A 20,148-nucleotide genomic window follows, 5' to 3' on the forward strand; every position below is an offset into this window, starting at 1 on the left:
TTGAGGTGATTACAGATGCGGAGTAAGAAAGAAATTCGAGAAGAGGTTTGGGCGAAGATGATGGAAGAAAAGGTTGGGCGTTTTCCTTTTCCACTTAAGGGGAGGATCCCTAATTTCAAAGGAGCAGAAAAGGCAGCTCAGCATGTTTTTCAAATGGAGGAGTACAAACAAGCAAAGGTCATCAAAATTAATCCTGACTCTCCACAGCTCCCTATTCGTGCACAAGTATTAAAGGATGGAAAAACACTTTTAGTCCCAACGCCACGTCTAAAGGATGGTTTTATCCTAGTGTCCCCAGAAAACGTTCCACCTGGGGAAGAAAGAAAAGCTGCAAGTTTAAAAAATATTCTTCAATATGGAAAGGTCATTCCTCTATCACAATTACCTACCATTGATTTATTCTTCGCAGGTTCCGTTGCTGTTCACCGTGATGGACGACGAATTGGTAAAGGAGAAGGGTATGCAGATCGAGAATACGCTATTATTCGTGAACTCGGAAACCCACCTATCCCTATTATTGGATCTGTCCATTCTGTTCAGGTAATTAATGAAGAAATACCGAAGGATCCGTACGATTTAACGTTAGATTGGATTGCAACAGAACAAGGGGTCATTAAAACAAATTCACCCTATTCAAAGCCTGAGAAAATGATATGGTCTGAAGTATCAGAAGAGGATATGGAAGAAATGCCAGTCTTAAAAGAGGTTTGGACCTTAACAAAAGGAACAAGCTTTCAGCCTAAAAACAAGTCTTAAAAATATAAAAATCCCAGAAGCCAATAAGAAAAGCTCAAGGGGCCTCAATTTATCTTAAGTACGAATGCCCACGTCCTGTGTGCAACAGTGTAATTTCATTTTGCAGGAACATATAAAAAAAGTGATCACTTGTCCTGGGAAACGATTAACGATTAAATCATCGATGTCCTGTCTCCTAGACAACTTTCATAGAGAAAAAAATTTATAAACTCTATAAAAAAAGGAAGCCAAACGAATCGTCCATTCGTCAGCTTCCTTTTTTCTATAAAACCCCAAATGCCGCAGTCAATATATTCGTCTACCCCTTTACCGCAATTACTTCAACCTCTACTAATGCATCTTTCGGTAATCGAGCTACCTCCACTGCACTCCTTGCTGGAAATGGCTCTTCAAACTGCTGTGAGTAAATTTCATTAACGCGAACAAAATCATCCATGTTTTTCATAAAAACAGTTGCCTTTACAACATCATTCATCGTACATCCTGCAGCTTCTAAAACACCTTTTACATTCTTAAAAACTTGTACAGTCTGTGCTTCAAGACCTTCCACCATTTCACCTGTTTCAGGGACTAGTGGAATTTGTCCAGAACAAAAAACCATATTCCCTGTAATTACTGCTTGTGAATAAGGGCCAATTGCCCCAGGAGCATTATTTGTTTTAACTATTTCTTTTGTCATCATTCTTCACCTTACCTTTTTATATTTTTGAAAAAGTATGTGCGGTAACACCTACATGAAGCTGTGAAAAAAGCTGTTCCCTTTTTCTTAATTCATCATGAGCTTTCGTCACACTTACCTTTTTAAACGAAAGGCTTTGCCCAGGTAAACGTTGTGCTACCTTCCATAAATCTACACTAATAACATTGGCAATTTTAGGGTATCCACCTGACGTTTGACGATCCGCCATTAACACGATTGGTTGCCCGTCACTAGGAACTTGAATGGAGCCTTCTGTCACTGCATCCGTAATCATTTCATTACTATTGTGACGTATTAGAGGCTCCCCTTCAAGTCGATAACCCATTCGATCAGATTGTGTTGAAATTTTATAGGTCGAATTATAAAATTTCTCTATTGTTTCTTCTGAAAACATGGATTCCTGTGGACCTGGTATAACACGAATAACGCTATTCATTTCTAAATTTGGAGTAGCAGAGAAAGATATGGTTTTCCTCCTATTACTGGTCATGCTATTTTCTGTTATACGGGCCACTGAACCGTGACACTGAATCACATCTTTTACTTGCAAGGCTCTTCCTTCGTATCCCCCTATTTGAGCTTTTACATACGTTGCTTTACTCCCCATTACATCAGGTACGTCTATTCCACCTTCAACTAAGATATATGCTCTTGTACCTGATTGAGGTTTCCCAAACCCTAATTCATCCCCTTTTGAAACATGAATGGATGTCCACATGGGGATAGGCTGTTTATTTAAAGTAGGGGATAAATTGGCACCTGCAATGACTATTTCAGTGTCGTTTAAAATCCTTAAGGTTGGTCCAAGCATCGTAATTTCAAGGCCTGCTGCATGTCTTTCATTACCAAGAAGAAGATTCCCTAACTGAAAGGAATAGTCATCCATTGCCCCCGCAGGAACAATACCATATTTTTGATAACCAATTCGCCCTAAATCTTGTACGGTCGTATGTAAGCCTGGATCAATTACCTCAAATATTTTCATTATATCTACTCCCTACAGGTGATGTTACTGTAACTCCATGTTCTTCAAAAGTAGCTCTAAGTTGCTGGACAAAGTAAAGGGATTCTGTTTTATCTCCATGTACACATATTGTATCTCCTTGGATTGGAATCTTTGAACCATCTATAGCTGTAACAAATCCCCCTAAGACAATTTCTAACGATTGATTCATCATTTGCTCTGCATTACTAATTACCCCGTTAGGATGTGTTCTCGGAGTTAAAGTTCCATCTGGCTGGTACGTTCGATCAGCAAATACCTCCTGTGCTACAGACAAACCAACTTTCCCCCCTTCTTTTATAAGCTCACTTCCTGCAAGCCCATATAGTATCAAAGAAGAATCAATATCCTTTACTGCCATTGCAATCGACCTGGCAATATCCGTATTCGTTGCAGCCATATTAAATAAAGCACCATGAGGCTTAACATGGTGAAGCTTTTCCTTTTGAATATGTAAAAAACCTTGAAGAGCACTTACTTGGTATACAACCATATTATAAACATCAGACGGTGACACTTCCATCATCCTTCGTCCAAAACCCATGAGATCTGGCAAGCCCGGATGAGCTCCGATACTTACATTGTTTTCTGTAGCCAGTTTTACGGTTCGATGCATGACATTATGATCTCCTGCATGATAGCCACATGCAATATTGGCAGAAGTAATATACTGAAGAACATTTTCATCATTTCCAATTTTATAGGCACCGAAGCTTTCACCAATATCACTATTCAAATCAATTAGTTTTCCCATGCATCTCCCACACCTTTTCCTTTTACAATTGAATGACTGTTTTGTAGACGCCTCTTAAACACTCATCAGCAATGCTCTCATACTCTTCTTTCGTTATAGATTGAAACTGAAGATAATCACCAGCTTGAAATAAGGTTGGTTCCTTATCATTTGGACGAAATAATGGGACTGGAGTCCGACCTATAATTTGCCAGCCACCAGGACTGTCAATAGAATATACCCCTGTTTGGGACCCGGCAATTCCTACTGAACCTGCCAACACCTTTTTCCTAGGGTTACTTCGTCTAGGCGTAGCTAGTCTTTTATCTAATCCCCCAAGATAAGGGAATCCCGGTGAAAATCCGATCATGTATGTGAGATAGACTGGCTTCGCATGGATTTGAATAACATCATCGATGGATAAAGAATGGTAACGTGCTATATATTCTAGATCAGGACCTAGAATTCCCCCATAAAAAACAGGTAAAATTATTTTTCTCCGTTTCCATTTTGCAGATGGAGAAAGCTTACTGCCAAGTTCAGTAAGCTGTAATTTCAAAGATTCATAGGATATGATTATTGGATTGTAGTATATGGTTAAGGTTGAATAGGCTGGAACAACTTCCTCAATACCGGCTATGCTTCTTTTTTCCACTAGTTCTCCTAGCTGATGAACATAACTGTTTATAGCTGGAGAAATGACATTACCCAAATCAATCCTTATTCCTTTATCACCAAGAGGCATTACTGTAAAACTACTCAATGTCCCCACCCCTTTTTCATGGATCCCACACGTATTCCTATTGATTACACAGGAGTTTTATGTAAAACATATCCATTAAATTTTTCTCATTTTAACGGAATCAACTAGATGGTGATTTCCTTTGTAAAGTATTAAATCCGCACGATTTCTAGTCGGTAAAATATTTTCTTGCAAGTTCACCTTATTTATTTTATCCCAAATATCTTTTGCTAGTTCAAAGGCTTCTTCATCATTAATACCAGCAAACTTTTTAAAATATGACTTTTCGTGTCTGAATGCTGTTTCCTTTAAAATTTTAAATCGATCTACATACCATTTAAAAATATTGCTTTCAGCTGCATCCACATAAATAGAAAAGTCAAAAAAGTCTGACACAGATATTTGGTCGATTGTCTTTCCTTCCAACAATTTAGGAGGCTGCAAAACATTTATTCCTTCTACAATGACTACATCTGGACTTTCAATCGTCTGCACCTGATCAGGAATAACATCATATGTGATATGAGAATAAATAGGTGCCGTAACCTTTTCATTCCCTGATTTCAATTGTGATAAAACGTTTATTAAGCTAGTAATATCATAGCTTTCTGGAAAACCTTTTTTATCCATTAACCCGTTTTCCTGTAAAAATTTATTCGGGTATAAGAAACCATCAGTTGTCAAAAGCTCCACTCTCGGTTTATTTGGCCACCTTGATATTAATGTTTTCAATACACGACTCATAGTACTTTTCCCTACGGCAACACTTCCAGCTACCCCAATTATGTAAGGAACTTTTTTTACTTGTGTCCGTAAAAACATATTTCTACTTTCATGCAGCTCTTTTACAGCCATTGTATGTAAAAAAAGAAGCCTAGATAATGGCAAATAAATTTGTTCAATTTCATCGATGTTTAGAACATCATTTAACCCTTTCAGTTCTTCTATATCTTTTTCCGTAATTGTCATTGGTGTTGATGAACGGAGACTAGCCCATTCATCACGATTGAATGTAATGTAGGGAGTAATGTTGTCTTGGTTTCTCATGTCACACCTCTATTATTTATCGTTAAATTTTCTTTATCTTGTCACATTTTGTAACCACTCCCTATTGTATATGAAAGTACACTGTTACGCACTTCATTAAGCTTTGTTGAAAAAATTTACAGCTGTGCTCTGTATATATTCACTATAACCATGGGGATGGAAACACGCCCCTATTGTACTGCAAATTGCATAAACGCTGCTTGTAGGCACAGAGGATGGTGCCTCCGTTCCTGCAAACAGTAAAATAGAGATTTGCGGGCACAGAGGATGGTGTCTCCGTTCCTGCAAACAGTGAAATAGACGTTTGCTGGCACAGGGTGTGGTGCCTCCGTTCCTACAAACAGTAAATTAATGATTTGTAGGAACAGGGGAGCTCTGCAAAGGATTAGCGGAAAGTTACTAAGCTACCGCATTTCATGATTTCCCTACTTTCCGGGCCTTTAGAACGCTTCTTGAAGTGTTGTGACTTCACCAGTTGCTAATCCAACTGGAGTCGGGATCCTACACTCCTGAACTATCACTTATTTTCATGGTAAACTTCCCATGTAAGTAAGGATTTGCACCATGGGGGAAGAAAATGATTTTTTCATTGCGGTCACATTATGATTTTGTAGTTTTGCAGACGCCTACACGTTTCTTGACTACCGCATTTTTGTTTTTTCCTGATTTGCAGGCTTCTAGAACGCTTCTTGTCTACTGCATTTTTGTTTTTTCTTGATTTGCGGGCTTCTAGAACGCTTCTTGTCTACCGCATTTCTTCTTTTCTCCATTTGCAGGCTTATTGACGACCTTCTATATTACCGCAAAATTTCTTTTCCTCCGATTGCGTGAACAATAACGAGTCTTCTTTAGTTACGAGGATAGACCTCACATGCAATTGTGAATTTACACCATGGAAGATGAAAATACTCACTCCCTCATGCTCGTGGATTGAACCAGGGGTTTTTGTACCTGCTTTGGCTGTACCTGCTTCCTTTTCCCCTGGTTCAATCTCCCTCATTCTCCTTCTTGCTCTCTGATTGAACCGGGATTTTTTGTACCTGCTTCGGCTGTACCTGCTTCCTCCCCCCTACTTCAAGCTCTCTCATGCTCCTTCATTCTCCATTATTGAACTTATTAATATTAGCTATTTTCACGGTAGGCAGAACCAAAAACCAAACGCTATTACAAAATAAATAAACCTAGTATTCCACCCAAATACTAGGTTTGTTCATCCCATATACTTTATGCCTGTTAACGAATTCGAACGATTTTTTCTGGACGTGTATTTTGCCGTTTTTCATCAATTCCAGAGGTACATTTAGGGCAGCGAAGGGCTCGAGATGGAATATCCGAATAACAATAGGGACACGTTTTTGTTCTAGTTGACTCCATGGACACACGTCTGAGCTTGTTCATTTGGATAATAATCAAATAAGCGGCAAATGCAATGATAACAAAATGAATGATTGATTCTAAGAAAAGTCCATAATTGATGGTTGCTGCTCCAGCCTCTTCTGCTTCCGAAAGGGTATTATAATTACCGCCAGATAAATTAACATATAGGTTAGAAAAATTAACTTTTCCGAGAAATAAGCCTAGGGGAGGCATGAGTACATCCGAAACAAAGGAATTTACAATTTTTCCGAAAGCTGCCCCTATAATTACTCCAATTCCCATATCCACTACATTTCCTCTTACAGCAAACTCCTTGAAACCTTTAAAGAATGTCATATTACTTTTCAAACCCCTCTATTACAAATGTTATCCATTAAATATATGAGGTCGTCCTATTAGAATATTCCATTGATAATAGCTGACTTGCAATTCCTCCCCATGGTAAGACAGTAACGTGAAGCATGAACAGGTGGGGCAATTATGCCTGTGGGAGCTAGGATGACGACATTACGCCGTACCCACAGGGCGTGGGCTTGACTAAGCAGTAATTGATTCGCCAGGAAAGGATGAACCATCCTCGAAAAAATATTTTCATCCCCCTAATGGTGAAAATTCATATACCAGGTTGTCAACTCTCCAAATAATTACTATCCATTTTTTTCTACAAATGTCGTGTTTTCGTGCATAGAAAAGGATACCTATGTCAAAAAATAAAAGGTAGTTATTGTAAACGTAGTTTAAGGAAGGATACGGAGGATGATTTTCTATGAATAATTATGAAGGACTACCGAAGGACCCCGAATCATTTTGGCTAGATTCTACATCAAGACCATCGTTTGAACCGTTAAAGGAAAATGGATCATGTGATGTGGTCATTGTTGGTGCTGGGATTACTGGGATTACAGCAGGTTATTTATTAAGTAAAGAAGGATATAAGGTTATTATTCTTGAGGCTACTTCTGTATTTAATGGAACAACAGGACATACAACTGCAAAAATTACTGCACAACACGGCATTATTTATGATGAGCTTATTGAACATTTTGGTGAAGACTTTGCTAAGAAATACTATAAAACAAATACAAACGCTTTAGATTTCATTCGTGATACGGTAAAGGAGCACCAGATCGATTGTGATTTCCAGGAAAAGGATGCTGTATTATACGGAACAACAGAAAAGGCTATTCGTAAATTAGAAAAGGAATATAAAGCTTATCAAAGATTAGGTATTCCTTCTGAAATTTATGATTCAGTGCCATTTAATGTTGACTCTAGGAGAGCTATTGCAATAAAAAAACAAGCTCAATTTCACCCATTAAATTATTTACAAACATTATTAGACGAGTTCATAGCTAATGGCGGGAAAATATATGAAGGAACAACAGCTGTAAGTATTATGACTGAGTCAGAAACAGGAGAAGATTTTTTAACAGTAGACACGAGAGACGGACATTATATTACTTGTCACAACGTTTTATCATGTACACATTTCCCTTTTTATGAAGCAGAAGGATTTTATTTTGCCCGTATGCATTCCGAACGATCTTACGTGGTTGCTGCGAAAGGAAATGTTGATGAGCTAAAAGGAATGTACTTAAGTGTTGATGATACAAAGCGTTCCGTCCGTACCGTTACAATCAATGGCGAAACTCATTTATTACTTGGAGGGGAAGGCCATAAAACGGGACAAGGCGAACCCATGATGATGCATTATGAAGCATTGAAGAAGTTCGGTGAAGAAGTCTTTGAAATAACGGATATTCCCTATCGTTGGGCTACACAAGATCTATATACACAAGACAATGTCCCTTACATCGGACCAGTTTCCTCATTGCATACTAATATTTTTGTTGCCACTGGCTATCGAAAATGGGGAATGACGTCAGGAACTGCTGCTGGATTTATTTTACGTGACTATGTGATGGATAAAAACACGCCAGAAATGGAGGTCTTCTCTACAGAAAGATTTCAGGCAGATCCAAGCTTAAAGCATTTATTTAAAGAAAATTGGGACGTTGCCAAGCACTTTATGAAAGGGAAGCTCGAACGTGTAACAAAAAAACCAGAGGATGTTATGCCAAAAGAAGGCGCCATTGTCCGTGTGAATGGTAGTCGGGCTGGTGCTTATCGAGATGAAAATTGGGAGCTACATGTTGTAGATACCACATGTACACATATGGGCTGTGAGGTAGAATGGAATAACGGTGATTGTACATGGGATTGTCCTTGCCACGGGTCGCGATTCTCCTATACTGGTGAAGTGATTGAAGGTCCTGCAAAAGAACCTCTACGGCGCGTAGATGGTGACGAAGGTTTAAGCTAGTAACTATACGACTCTTGCCCCTTTAAGAAATGTTCCACTACGGAGAAAACATCATTTCCTTCCTAGGGGCAAGGTTTTTAATAAGGCTACCCTAGATGCGTTCAGTAGTGAAGGGAAGCGACTCCTGCTACGAGCATATGCTTCACGAATAACCTGCTTAGAAAGAATATTTTCATACCCCATGGTGCAAATTTCACTTGAATGGAGTTCTACCCTTAATTTAGCCTTCTTGACCATAGCATTTCTCATTTCCATTTATTTTCATTAGTAGATTATTCTTCCTCTTTCTCATTTAAACATAAAACATCGCCACTTCATTCCCCCTTCTCTAGTTCCTATTTCACTATAAAACCCCGGTGAATTTTTTGATTTTTCAAAAAGATGACAGTCATCTTTTTAGCTATTAAAATAAGTGTAACAAAGACATATTCTTTTGAAATGAGGGAAACCATTTGAAGGATCAAATTTTACATACAATAGAATCTTTGCGAGAAGAGTTTTACCGAATCAGTCAGTTCATCGGTCATAACCCAGAACTTGGGAATGAAGAACATAAAGCCTGTAAAACATTAACGGAAGAGCTTCAGAAACATGGTTTTTCTGTTGAAACTGGTATCGTAGAGCAGCCAACAGCCTTTGAAGCCACTTTCGATAGTGGTAAGCCAGGTCCTCAAATAGGATTTATGGCAGAATATGATGCATTACCAGAAGTGGGACATGCGTGTGGGCATAACTTAATTGGAACGATGGCAATTGCAGCTGGCATTGCGTTAAGTAAAGTTCTTAATGAAAGTACTGGTGGGAAAATATTTGTTTACGGTACACCAGCAGAAGAAACTCGCGGGGCAAAGGTAACAATGGCTGAGGAAGGAATATTCGATCACTTAGATGTAGCATTAATGTGTCATCCAAATGATACTTATGTAAAAAGTGGATCCTCCTTAGCGATGGATGCGTTGCAATTTGCCTTTAAAGGGCGTGCTGCCCATGCAGCCGCTGCTCCACAAGAAGGGATAAACGCTTTAGATGCCGTAATTCAAACCTTTAATAGTATAAATGCCTTACGTCAGCACGTGACAGATGATGTAAGAATTCACGGTATAATCTCTGAAGGTGGAAAAGCCGCTAATGTTGTTCCAGATTATGCTGTTTGTCAGTTTTATGTTCGTGCTAAGCAGCGTTCACAACTAAATGAGGTTGTTGCGAAAGTAAAGGCTTGTGCGGAAGGAGCTGCTTTAGGTACAGGTGCAACACTAGAAATATCTAATTATGAGTACTCCTATGATGATATGGTAACAAACGTAGCATTGTCTGAGGCTTTTACGAATAGTCTTGTAGACATCGGGATCAATATAAATGAGATTGGTGAAGATTCCGGTGGCGGTTCACTGGATATGGGGAATGTAAGTCATCGTGTCCCTGCCATTCATCCTTACATTAAAATTAGTCAATCACCAATCATCGCCCATACACACGAGTTTCGCGAAGCTGCTTTAAGTGATTTTGGTTTCGAAGGTATGATAGTAGGAGCTAAAGCGTTAGCCTTAACCGGCCTAGACGTGTTAAAGAACGAAACGTTACGTGAAGCAATAAGAAAAGAATTTAAAAGCAAATTTTAGGTAGAAACGTACTTAAATAGAGACTTTTTCACACAACTGTCATTAATCAGTATTTTGGTCGTTTCTTAACTATTTTAGTATATAAGAGACTAAACATATTTATTTCTATAAAAATGAGGTGTACCCCGTGTGCAATAAGCAAGGTAATACAATCACATATAAATTAACACAACCGACACCTATTATTTTTCAGATAAGTAAAATCAACAGGAAAAAAGTAAGTTCATCTAAAGGAGAAGGGGAACTCATTGATCTTAGTAATAGCAACTTGACCTTTCAAACAACACTTCAATTACCAACAGATAACAATATTGAACTTTCCTTCACTTTTTTTATAGGGTTTATTGAAATGACGTTGACGGGTACTGTTCTCTTGAAGAAGGAATTATCTAACTCTTACCTATATAATGTAGAAATCAGCTCAGATAATCGAGTCTCAGAGATTATCTATCATTTGAAAAACTATGAAAGAATGAGTATAGGATAAAATACTAATCTAAAAAAACGTTCAGGAAATGGACATAGAACTGTCATTATTATCTATATTCGTTTAATAATCACTCATTTACTATTAAAAATGGTAGTTTTAATTATTTTAGCAAAAACGAGGTGACTTTCTTGCGTTATAAACGAAGTCAACTACCCAATGGCTAAAGCCGTGGGCTTGAAGAAGCCTAGTTGACTAGCTTAAGTTCACGATAAGTTGAACTACGTTGGATAGGTCATGATACCTTACGGTGCGAATTCTAGCTGTAAGCCCTATCGCTTGTGATTAAAAATCCTAAAGGGTTACGGACGGTGTTACAAGTGTAAAAAGCCTTTTCCAACATTGGCGAAGAATACCTTACTCCTGAAAGGAGGTACACTCATTATGTTAGTGTACGTGTTGAACAAACATGGCGAACCATTAATGCCATGTAAACCAAAAAAAGCTAGATTACTATTAAAAGAAAAGAAAGCAAAGGTAGTAAAGCAAACGCCATTTACCATTCAATTACTATACGGTTCCAGTGGATACAAGCAACCTGTTTCATTAGGTGTTGATGCAGGAACTAAACATATAGGTGTTAGTGCTACTACAGAGAAGAACGTCCTTTTTGAAGGGGAAGTTCAATTAAGAACTGATATTCAAAATTTACTGTCTACCAAAAGAGAGTTCAGGAGAGCTAGAAGAAACCGCAAAACACGCTATCGTAAGGCGAAGTTTCTCAACCGCAAGAAAGACAAAGGGTGGTTAGCTCCCTCTGTGAAACATAAAATAGATTCTCATGTAACCTTCATTAATAAAATCAATAAGATACTGCCGATTAAGAGCATAACGGTAGAAGTAGCACAATTCGATATTCAGAAAATCAAAAACCCTGATATTGAAGGTGTTGCCTATCAACAAGGAGAGCAATGGGGATTTTGGAATGTTAGAGAGTATGTCTTTTACAGAGACAACCATACATGCCAACACTGTAAAGGGAAATCTAAGGATAAGATACTTAATGTTCATCACATAGAAAGTAGGAAGACAGGTGGAGATTCCCCTAACAACCTGATAACCCTATGCGAGACATGTCATAAGAAAATCCATAAAGAAGGATTGGAACACTTATTCAAAAGAAAGTCTGATTCTTATCGGGATGCTTCTCAAATGACTGTATTACGTTGGTTTATCTATAACAGTATAAGAGAAATGTTTCCAATTGTTAAACTAACCTATGGCTATATCACTAAAAATACACGAATAGTAAACGGATTGGATAAAACTCATATAGTTGATGCCCGTTGTATTAGTGGCCATCCATTAGCAGAACCAGCAGGAGTAACTTATTTCTATAAGCAAGTAAGAAAAAATAATCGTCAACTTCATAAAGCGACTATCCTCAAAGCTGGTATCCGTAAATCCAACAAGGCAAAGCGATTCGTTAAAGGATTCCAACTCTTTGATAAAGTGGCATACGAAGGTCAAACGTGTTTTATCTTTGGAAGAAGACAGACAGGATACTTTGACATTAGGTTGTTAGATGGAACCGTTATAAGTCGTAGCTGTAGTTTTAAGAAACTAGTAATCAAAGAAAAAGCTAGTTCGTGGCTAGTCGAAAGGAGAGAGGACCGTTCACATTCCTCCCCACGAATGAATTCGGGGGTTTCTCTGTGAACAAGTGTCATGAAAAATTGAAGAATAAAAAATAATGATATTACATTCAAACTTTCTGCTTTAGGTAAAATTACTTAATTTAAGAATTGAATTAAAGACGAACATTATTTGAGGACTGATCTTTATAAAGATTAGTCCCTTTTTAAAAAGATATTTTATAAAAAGTTATAGATACTATGTTAGGTGCCTACCTCCATGCGATACTCCTATGTTGGTACCGGTTACATAACCATACACGAATGCGCATTTTTTCATTATTCAAAATTAGTTTCCGTTTAGGGGTTGTAATCTTCCTTATTCACCACTATAATGTCTCTTATATATAAACAGGTGTCTTTCATAAGTAGACATATCGAAGGGGCGAGAAAAATGGTTAGAAAGGTTTCTGTAGGACTTCTAGGTTTGGGAACAGTGGGAAGTGGAGTCGTACAAATAATTGATCAGCATCAAGATAAACTAATGCATCAGGTAGGCTGTGAAGTGAAAGTACGAAAGATATTAGTAAACGACTTAGAAAAAAAGCGTGATGTATACCTTAATGGCACGAGACTTACAAAAGATGTTGATGAGGTACTGAACGATCCTGATATAGATGTTATTATAGAAGTTATGGGCGGTGTTGAGAAGACTCGCGACTATATTTTAAGAGCACTTCGAAATAAAAAACACGTTGTAACGGCTAATAAAGATCTAATGGCATTATACGGAAGTGAGTTGCTTCAAACTGCTGTAGAAAACCAATGCGATCTCTTTTATGAAGCGAGTGTTGCCGGTGGAATCCCTATATTACGTAGTTTAGTAGAAGGGCTAGCCTCTGACCGAATTACAAAAATGATGGGAATCGTTAATGGGACGACAAACTACATTTTAACAAAGATGTCCCAAGAAGGAAGAGAATACGAAGAAGTACTAAAGGAAGCACAAGAGCTTGGGTATGCTGAATCTGATCCAACCTCAGATGTGGAAGGGCTAGATGCAGCTAGAAAAATCGCAATACTCGGAACATTAGGTTTTTCTATGAACATTGATTTAGATGATGTAGAGGTATCTGGAATTTCTCGCGTAACAAAAGAAGATTTAGAGTATGGTGATCAGCTAGGATATACGATGAAGCTCATTGGTTTAGCTAGTCGTGCAGGTGATAAGGTTGAAATTTGCGTTCAACCAACTTTAGTACCTCACTCTCACCCTTTAGCTTCTGTCCATAACGAATTTAACGCTGTTTATGTGTACGGTGAAGCGGTTGGTGAAACGATGTTTTACGGTCCTGGTGCTGGAAAGCTACCAACAGCAACAGCTGTCGTATCTGATTTAGTAGAGGTTGTAAAAAACATGCGACTAGGAGTAAACGGAAATAGTGCTGTTATGCCACAATTTGACAAAAAATTAAAGTCTGCAGAGGAAGTAAATGCAAAATACTTCTTACGTATTCATGCAAAGGACCAATCAGGAACTTTTGCAGCATTAACTTCCTTATTTTCAGACCAAAATGTAAGCTTGGAAAAAATTCTGCAGCTACCAGTGAAAGATAGTAAGCTTGCTGAAATTATCATGATTACTCATAAAGCAACAAAGAAAGATTTTGAAAATATTTTAATGCAATTAAAGGATTTAGATGTAGTGGAAGATGTAAAAAGTAGCTACCGAGTTGAAGGAGATGGCATTCAATGAAAAGATGGCAAGGTTTAATAAACGAATATGAACAGTTTTTACCGGTAAATGAAAATACTCCAAGGTTAACGTTAAATGAAGGAAATACACCACTGGTTCATTTAGAGAGCTTATCGGAAAAATGGGGTATTGAGCTATATGTAAAATATGAAGGAGCCAATCCAACTGGATCCTTTAAAGATAGAGGTATGGTTATGGCTGTTGCAAAAGCAAAGGAAGCAGGAAGTAAGGCAATTATGTGTGCCTCAACTGGAAATACGTCTGCTGCTGCTGCTGCCTATGCAGCCCGCGCAAATCTTCGGTGTATTATTGTTATTCCGGACGGCAAAATTGCCATGGGTAAGCTAGCTCAAGCTGTCATGTACGGAGCTGAAATTTATGCCATCAAAGGAAATTTTGATAATGCATTACAAATGGTCCGTAATTTAGCTGAGGTATCACCAATTACTTTAGTAAATTCCGTAAATCCATTTCGTATTGAAGGACAAAAGACGGCTGCATTTGAAGTTTGTGATCAACTTGGAACAGCGCCAGATGTATTAGCAATTCCAGTTGGGAACGCAGGTAACATTACGGCATACTGGAAAGGCTTTAAAGAGTATCATGAGAAATATAATACTGGTCTTCCTCAAATGAGAGGATTTGAAGCAGAAGGAGCCGCTGCTATCGTTCGTAATGAAGTAATTGAAGAGCCTGAAACAATTGCAACAGCAATTCGAATTGGAAATCCAGCAAGCTGGGATAAAGCAGTAGATGCGGCTCAATCATCAAATGGAGCTATTGATTATGTTACAGATGAGGAAATCCTTGAAGCATATAAATTAATTGCACAAGAGGAAGGAGTTTTTGCAGAACCAGCTTCATGTGCATCCATTGCAGGTGTAAAGAAAGATTTAGAGGCTGGAAAAATTAAAAAAGGTTCGAAGGTTGTTGCTGTTTTAACTGGGAACGGACTAAAGGATCCAAATTGCGCCATTGATTCGGCTAACTTTGAACCAGTGGTTTTACCAAACGAAGAAGAAGTGGTCTTTGATCACATCCTAGGGCGTGTAAAATCATGATTAACGATGCCATGTTTTCTATAACAGTTCCTGGGAGTACGGCAAACCTAGGTCCTGGATTTGATTCAGTGGGTTTAGCAGTGGATCGTTATTTAACTCTTCATGTAAAACGAAGTGACTCTTGGGAGTTTGTTTCTCAATCGAAGGAGTTAGCAGGGCTACCAACTGGAAAAGACAATTTAATTTATGAAATTGCTGCCTCCGTAGCTGCTGACTATGAACAAGAGCTTCCACCTTGTTTTGTAGAGATGGACAGTGATATTCCAATGTCACGTGGTTTAGGGAGTAGTGCATCTGCTATTATCGCTGGCATTGAATTGGCTGATCAACTTCTCGGCTTGGAGATGTCACAGGACGAGAAGGCCCGGAGATCTAGCGCTTTCGAAGGACATCCAGATAACGTAACTGCTTCCCTATATGGAGGGCTTGTCATTGGAAGTCATCGCGAAGATGATACAGATATCATTTTAGGTGGTGTACCTGAAGTAGATATCGTTGCCATTGTTCCTCAATATGAGTTAAAAACAAAGATTTCACGTAATTTATTGCCTACCGAGTTCTCCTACCGTGACGCGGTGAAGGCTAGTAGTGTTAGTAACGTTTTAGTTGCGGCACTTCTTCAAAATAAATGGGATGTAGTTGGGAAAATGATGTCGAAGGATCTCTTCCATCAGCCATACCGTGAATCTGTCGTTCAGGAATTAAGAAAGGCATATGAACTATCGTTAGAACTTGATGATGTATATGGAGTTTCCTTAAGTGGGGCTGGACCAATTGTATTGTTTTTTACACAGGTTGGTAACGGTCGTCACGTAAAAGCTTTCTTAAAGGATCACTTTAGAGAGCACGACATTCAATTGTTGAAGATAGATACTCACGGTGTCACCGTAAAGCATGCTGTTTCATCGTCAGAGAGTATTCTTCCTTAATTGTATAAATTTTATTTACCCTATTCTAAGTTACGTTGACGGTAACTAAGGATAGGGTTTTTTATATAGATTTGAGGTAACTTTGATTATGATGGAATTTACATTCCATAGTTATTAATCGTTTACTCTCCGTTGCAGCGAGTTTACTCACCATAGACACAAGTTAGACACATTCCGTTCCTTCTTTTCTGTATATTAAAATAACAGACTAAATCCAGATCCCAGATAACCACATAAAAGAGGATTATCCTCATATCTAGGATAATCCCCACACGTCACTGTATTTCTATTTAAACTTATAGCTTAAATGAGCTTTTCAACTCGACAATTCGATTAAATACTAACTTATCTGCAGTTGTATCCTTCGGGTCCACGTTAAAGTACCCGTGACGGAAGAATTGAAATTTATCATTTTCCTTCGCATCTACCATGTTTGGTTCAACAAATCCTTGAGCAACCTCTAATGAATCTGGATTCACGTGATCTAAGAAATCCTTCCCTTCACTCTCATCTAAAATAAGGGAATCGTATAAACGAAACTCAGCTTCTTTTGCATGGCTAGCTTCTACCCAATGCAACGTCCCTTTTACTTTACGACCTGTAAAACCAGTTCCACTCTTCGTTTCAGGGTCATACGTACAGTGAAGTTCTATCACATTGCCTTTATCGTCCTTTATGACGTCATTACATTTAATGAAATATGCATGTTTAAGACGAACTTCGTTTCCAGGGAAGAGTCGGAAATACTTCTTCGGTGGATCTTCCATGAAATCACTTTGTTCAATATAAATTTCCCGTGAGAATGGAATTTTACGTTTACCCATTTCCTCATTTTCAGGGTTAACTTCTGCATCTAGCCATTCCACTTCCCCTTCAGGATAATTTGTAATTACAACCTTAAGTGGATGTAGAACAGACATTGTTCGTGGTGCCTTCATTTTTAAGTCCTCACGAATAAAGTGTTCCAGCATTCTTACATCTACGATATTATCTGCTCGAGCCACACCGATTTCACGACAGAATAATTTAATGGATTCTGGTGTAAAACCTCGACGGCGAAGTCCTGATAAAGTAGGCATTCTTGGATCATCCCAGCCATCCACGTAGTTTTCATCTACTAATTGCTTTAGTTTTCGTTTACTCATGACTGTGTTTGTTAAGTTTAGGCGTGCAAATTCAATTTGCTTAGGCACAGATTCCATTTCACATTTTTCTACAACCCAGTTATACAATGGTCTTTGATCTTCAAATTCCAATGTACAAATAGAATGTGTTACCCCTTCAATAGCATCCTCAAGAGGGTGTGCAAAGGAGTACATAGGGTAAATACACCATTTATCTCCTGTATTGTGATGTGTTGTATGGGAAATACGATAAATAATCGGATCACGCATATTTATATTTGGGGAAGACATATCAATTTTTGCTCGAAGTACCTTCTCCCCATTTTGGAAATCTCCTTTTCTCATCCGTTCAAATAAATCAAGGTTCTCCTCAACAGATCTACTCCGAGATGGACTCTCTTTCCCTGCTTCCGTTAGTGTACCTCTGTATTCTCGAATTTGATCTTGAGACATATCCTCTACATAAGCCAATCCTTTTTTGATAAGTAAAACAGCACGATTATACATTTCTTCAAAATAATCAGATGCAAAATGATATCCATCCCACTCATAGCCAAGCCATTCAATATCTTTTTTAATTGATTGTACATACTCCTCATCTTCTTTTAACGGATTTGTATCATCAAAACGAAGATTTGTTTTACCTCTAAATTCATCTGCAAGTTCAAAATTTAGAACAATGGATTTTGCATGACCAATATGTAAATAGCCATTCGGCTCTGGTGGAAAGCGGGTAATAATATCTTTGTACTTTCCTTCAGCTAAATCTTCTTTCACGATATTCTTTATAAAATTAGATGATGTATTAATTGTTTCAGCCATATGTTGATCAACCTTTCTCCTGCATTTTCTATCGGACATATTTACTTGTTGTTATAACATAAATGGATTGATTTAGCTATGTATTTTAATAAGCTCCCATCTTAATAATGAAACTAATGAAACAAAATATGTGATATCGTCATTCATTCCTTTGGAAGCTAGTTTAAAAGCTGGTTATTCTTTTTTTCCTAGAGAAGTTATTTACGTAGTTAATAGTTTACCAAAAGGAAGCCACCTATATCATTATATATTAACACGTTTTCCAATTTTATCGCACATATACTCTTTTATGTGCGATTATGTGCAATATTTTTCTCTGGTCCTTTATCTCTCCCTCCATACTATTAATTATTTGCACCATGGAGGATGAAAATATTCTTACTAATGTGTTCATCTATTTCTTGTGGACGCTTTCACCACAGGCATAAGTGCGAAATCTGTTCATGCTTCACAGTGTCTTCTTTACCGTGGGGCACGGCCTCAACTACCTACCACTTACTCAGTAAGTGCTAGGGGATTTTCGACTCGCGCTGAACCCACTGGAGTCGCGGCATCCCACTACTGAACTAACACTTATTTTCAGAGTAGAACGCCCATGCAAGTATGAATATGCACCATAGGGGATGAAAATACTCATTCAATGCTACCTACCACTTCTCATTGTTTGCTGTCGTCTAGAACGCTTCTTGAGTACCGCATTTGCTTTTTTCACTGCTTTTCGGTCGTTTAGAACGTATCTATTTTCACGGTAGAAATATTTACATTAATTACATTATTTATACAAATGTCCTACTGTAATATTTTGTAACTCAAATTATAATAAAGTCATAGGTGTTTTGAACTAATAAAATGTAAACGCTTACCTTATTGTTTGTATAGATATTATTATTTTTCAGGTGGTGGTCAATTGAAGGTATTTTCATTCATACAGTCTACTAAAAGAGTATTAAAAGTAGGTAATATAATAAAAGAACAATTTATGGTATTAAATTTAACTCGAATTTTCTATATTTCATTTCTTGTTGTTTTTATTCACCTTGCACACCTCTTATTCTTTGCCTTTCATGATGCTTTTGGTGATCCTATTGTAGAGAGTTGGAGAATTGGCAATATTGTTGGACATGCTTTTATGATGGTATTTATGATAATTATCTCCTTCTGTGCATATATGATCAAAAAAAGAGAGAAATATAATGAAAAATTATTACTTTATTTCACACAGTTAGTGGCTCTTTCCTATCTTCTTTTTGGTGTCATAATGGTTACCATTGACCAATTAATAAAACCTAGTAATACTGCTTTTCTATTAGTTGTTGTTTTTGTAGGTATTATACTCATTATTCCTCCTATTTTAGCTATTTCAAATTACATAATAATGTACGTTATCTATTATTTTAGTGTTGGCTTTACCCAAATGACTCCAGAGCTTTTACTATCTGTACGAGTTAGTGGATTAACCTCTATTGGTATTGGAATTGGAGTAGCAATTGTCCTTTGGCATAATCATTCCTTACAATTAACTCAAAAGCACCGGATTGAAATTCAAAATAAACGTTTAGAACGGACAAATAAAAAACTGATTTACTATGCAAATTACGATCCTCTCACAGGATTATATAATCGAATGAAGTTTATGACATTTGTCAAAATTGAACTTGAAAGAATGAAGAAAAAGGATCGTCCTTTAGCTTGCTTGTTAATTATTGATATTGACCAATTTAAGCGAATCAATGATAATTATGGCCACCCTGTTGGAGATTACGTTTTGAAAAAAATTGCTGCAATTATTCAAGATACCGTAAATGACATAGGAATATCTGCTCGTTTAGGAGGAGAGGAATTTATCATTTTACTCCCTGATAAAACGGTAGATGAAGGAGTGAGTGTAGCTGAATCCATTCGGATCAAATTACAGCAAGCAACATTTGAAGTGAATTCCCTAAAAATAAACTGTACTGCTAGCTTTGGAGTAGCACCCTTACTTTCTCTTGGTAAAGATTCTTTTAATATAAGCTACACAGCAGCTGATAAAGCATTATATATAGCTAAAAATTCAGGAAGAAACAGTGTAATGGTTTCTACTATATAGCTTCAT

At 37.6% G+C, this 20,148-nt stretch carries 17 protein-coding genes; 9 read left to right on the plus strand and 8 right to left on the minus strand.

The window, feature by feature from the left end; translation table 11 throughout:
• Positions 1-15 precede the first annotated feature (15 nt).
• Positions 16-756, plus strand: a complete 741-nt coding sequence (locus QA612_RS08040) for a 5-formyltetrahydrofolate cyclo-ligase (protein ID WP_278283275.1) — start codon at positions 16-18, stop codon at positions 754-756.
• 298 nt (positions 757-1,054) lie between these two features.
• Here QA612_RS08040 and QA612_RS08045 read toward each other — a convergent pair whose 3' ends face one another.
• The 7 genes from QA612_RS08045 to mscL all read right to left on the minus strand — a co-directional run bounded on the left by QA612_RS08045 (position 1,055) and on the right by mscL (position 6,694).
• On the minus strand, positions 1,055-1,435 hold the full coding sequence (locus QA612_RS08045) for a RidA family protein (protein WP_278283276.1): 381 nt from the start codon (positions 1,433-1,435) through the stop codon (positions 1,055-1,057).
• A gap of 19 nt (positions 1,436-1,454) precedes the next feature.
• Complete coding sequence (locus tag QA612_RS08050; protein WP_278283277.1) at positions 1,455-2,441, minus strand: 5-oxoprolinase subunit C family protein; 987 nt, start codon at positions 2,439-2,441, stop codon at positions 1,455-1,457.
• A complete protein-coding gene (locus QA612_RS08055) occupies positions 2,428-3,213 on the minus strand; it encodes a LamB/YcsF family protein (protein ID WP_278283278.1) in 786 nt (261 codons plus the stop codon). The genes QA612_RS08050 and QA612_RS08055 overlap by 14 nt, the downstream gene beginning before the upstream one ends.
• A 22-nt stretch (positions 3,214-3,235) precedes the next feature.
• Positions 3,236-3,955, minus strand: coding sequence for a 5-oxoprolinase subunit PxpB (gene pxpB / locus QA612_RS08060; protein WP_278283279.1), 720 nt, complete (start codon positions 3,953-3,955; stop codon positions 3,236-3,238).
• A gap of 75 nt (positions 3,956-4,030) precedes the next feature.
• Positions 4,031-4,981: a type I pantothenate kinase gene (gene coaA / locus QA612_RS08065; protein WP_278283280.1), complete on the minus strand. Its 951-nt coding sequence runs from the start codon at positions 4,979-4,981 to the stop codon at positions 4,031-4,033.
• A 778-nt stretch (positions 4,982-5,759) separates the two neighbouring features.
• Positions 5,760-5,981, minus strand: coding sequence for a hypothetical protein (locus QA612_RS08070; protein ID WP_278283281.1), 222 nt, complete (start codon positions 5,979-5,981; stop codon positions 5,760-5,762).
• Between the two features lie 233 nt (positions 5,982-6,214).
• A complete protein-coding gene (mscL, locus tag QA612_RS08075) occupies positions 6,215-6,694 on the minus strand; it encodes a large conductance mechanosensitive channel protein MscL (protein ID WP_278283282.1) in 480 nt (159 codons plus the stop codon).
• 430 nt (positions 6,695-7,124) lie between these two features.
• On the opposite strand from mscL, the gene QA612_RS08080 reads away from it, so the two are divergent.
• The 7 genes from QA612_RS08080 (at position 7,125) to thrB (ending at position 16,107) form a co-directional block, all read left to right on the plus strand.
• Complete coding sequence (locus QA612_RS08080; protein WP_278283283.1) at positions 7,125-8,681, plus strand: FAD-dependent oxidoreductase; 1,557 nt, start codon at positions 7,125-7,127, stop codon at positions 8,679-8,681.
• 452 nt (positions 8,682-9,133) lie between these two features.
• Positions 9,134-10,300, plus strand: a complete 1,167-nt coding sequence (locus QA612_RS08085) for a M20 family metallopeptidase (protein ID WP_278283284.1) — start codon at positions 9,134-9,136, stop codon at positions 10,298-10,300.
• 127 nt (positions 10,301-10,427) lie between these two features.
• The gene (locus QA612_RS08090; RefSeq protein WP_278283285.1) at positions 10,428-10,787 is read left to right on the plus strand and encodes a hypothetical protein; all 360 of its coding nucleotides are present in this window, start codon (positions 10,428-10,430) and stop codon (positions 10,785-10,787) included.
• A 384-nt stretch (positions 10,788-11,171) separates the two neighbouring features.
• Positions 11,172-12,446 (plus strand): RNA-guided endonuclease IscB, encoded by a 1,275-nt coding sequence (gene iscB / locus QA612_RS08095; protein ID WP_278283286.1) that lies wholly within the window; start codon positions 11,172-11,174, stop codon positions 12,444-12,446.
• 369 nt (positions 12,447-12,815) lie between these two features.
• The gene (locus QA612_RS08100) at positions 12,816-14,117 is read left to right on the plus strand and encodes a homoserine dehydrogenase (RefSeq protein WP_278283287.1); all 1,302 of its coding nucleotides are present in this window, start codon (positions 12,816-12,818) and stop codon (positions 14,115-14,117) included.
• Positions 14,114-15,178 (plus strand): threonine synthase, encoded by a 1,065-nt coding sequence (gene thrC, locus QA612_RS08105; RefSeq protein WP_278283288.1) that lies wholly within the window; start codon positions 14,114-14,116, stop codon positions 15,176-15,178. Before QA612_RS08100 ends, thrC begins: the two co-directional genes overlap by 4 nt.
• Complete coding sequence (gene thrB, locus QA612_RS08110) at positions 15,175-16,107, plus strand: homoserine kinase (RefSeq protein ID WP_278283289.1); 933 nt, start codon at positions 15,175-15,177, stop codon at positions 16,105-16,107. Before thrC ends, thrB begins: the two co-directional genes overlap by 4 nt.
• Positions 16,108-16,403: 296 nt before the next feature.
• Here the strand turns inward: thrB and QA612_RS08115 are convergent, their stop codons facing one another.
• Entirely contained in the window at positions 16,404-18,053 is a 1,650-nt protein-coding gene (locus QA612_RS08115; RefSeq protein WP_278283290.1) for a glutamine--tRNA ligase/YqeY domain fusion protein, read from the minus strand.
• Positions 18,054-18,960: 907 nt separating this feature from the next.
• On the opposite strand from QA612_RS08115, the gene QA612_RS08120 reads away from it, so the two are divergent.
• A complete protein-coding gene (locus QA612_RS08120) occupies positions 18,961-20,142 on the plus strand; it encodes a GGDEF domain-containing protein (RefSeq protein WP_278283291.1) in 1,182 nt (393 codons plus the stop codon).
• Positions 20,143-20,148 lie beyond the last annotated feature (6 nt).

The organism is Evansella sp. AB-P1 (assembly GCF_029688925.1).
Taxonomy (GTDB): domain Bacteria; phylum Bacillota; class Bacilli; order Bacillales; family Salisediminibacteriaceae; genus Evansella.

Coding starts and splice junctions, on each gene's coding strand:
- QA612_RS08040 (WP_278283275.1), top strand. CDS start 16: ATGCGGAGTAAGAAAGAAATTCGAGAAGAGGTTTGGGCGAAGATGATG.
- QA612_RS08045 (WP_278283276.1), bottom strand. CDS start 1,435: ATGACAAAAGAAATAGTTAAAACAAATAATGCTCCTGGGGCAATTGGC.
- QA612_RS08050 (WP_278283277.1), bottom strand. CDS start 2,441: ATGAAAATATTTGAGGTAATTGATCCAGGCTTACATACGACCGTACAA.
- QA612_RS08055 (WP_278283278.1), bottom strand. CDS start 3,213: ATGGGAAAACTAATTGATTTGAATAGTGATATTGGTGAAAGCTTCGGT.
- coaA (WP_278283280.1), bottom strand. CDS start 4,981: ATGAGAAACCAAGACAACATTACTCCCTACATTACATTCAATCGTGAT.
- QA612_RS08070 (WP_278283281.1), bottom strand. CDS start 5,981: ATGAGGGAGATTGAACCAGGGGAAAAGGAAGCAGGTACAGCCAAAGCA.
- mscL (WP_278283282.1), bottom strand. CDS start 6,694: ATGACATTCTTTAAAGGTTTCAAGGAGTTTGCTGTAAGAGGAAATGTA.
- QA612_RS08080 (WP_278283283.1), top strand. CDS start 7,125: ATGAATAATTATGAAGGACTACCGAAGGACCCCGAATCATTTTGGCTA.
- iscB (WP_278283286.1), top strand. CDS start 11,172: ATGTTAGTGTACGTGTTGAACAAACATGGCGAACCATTAATGCCATGT.
- QA612_RS08100 (WP_278283287.1), top strand. CDS start 12,816: ATGGTTAGAAAGGTTTCTGTAGGACTTCTAGGTTTGGGAACAGTGGGA.
- thrC (WP_278283288.1), top strand. CDS start 14,114: ATGAAAAGATGGCAAGGTTTAATAAACGAATATGAACAGTTTTTACCG.
- thrB (WP_278283289.1), top strand. CDS start 15,175: ATGATTAACGATGCCATGTTTTCTATAACAGTTCCTGGGAGTACGGCA.
- QA612_RS08115 (WP_278283290.1), bottom strand. CDS start 18,053: ATGGCTGAAACAATTAATACATCATCTAATTTTATAAAGAATATCGTG.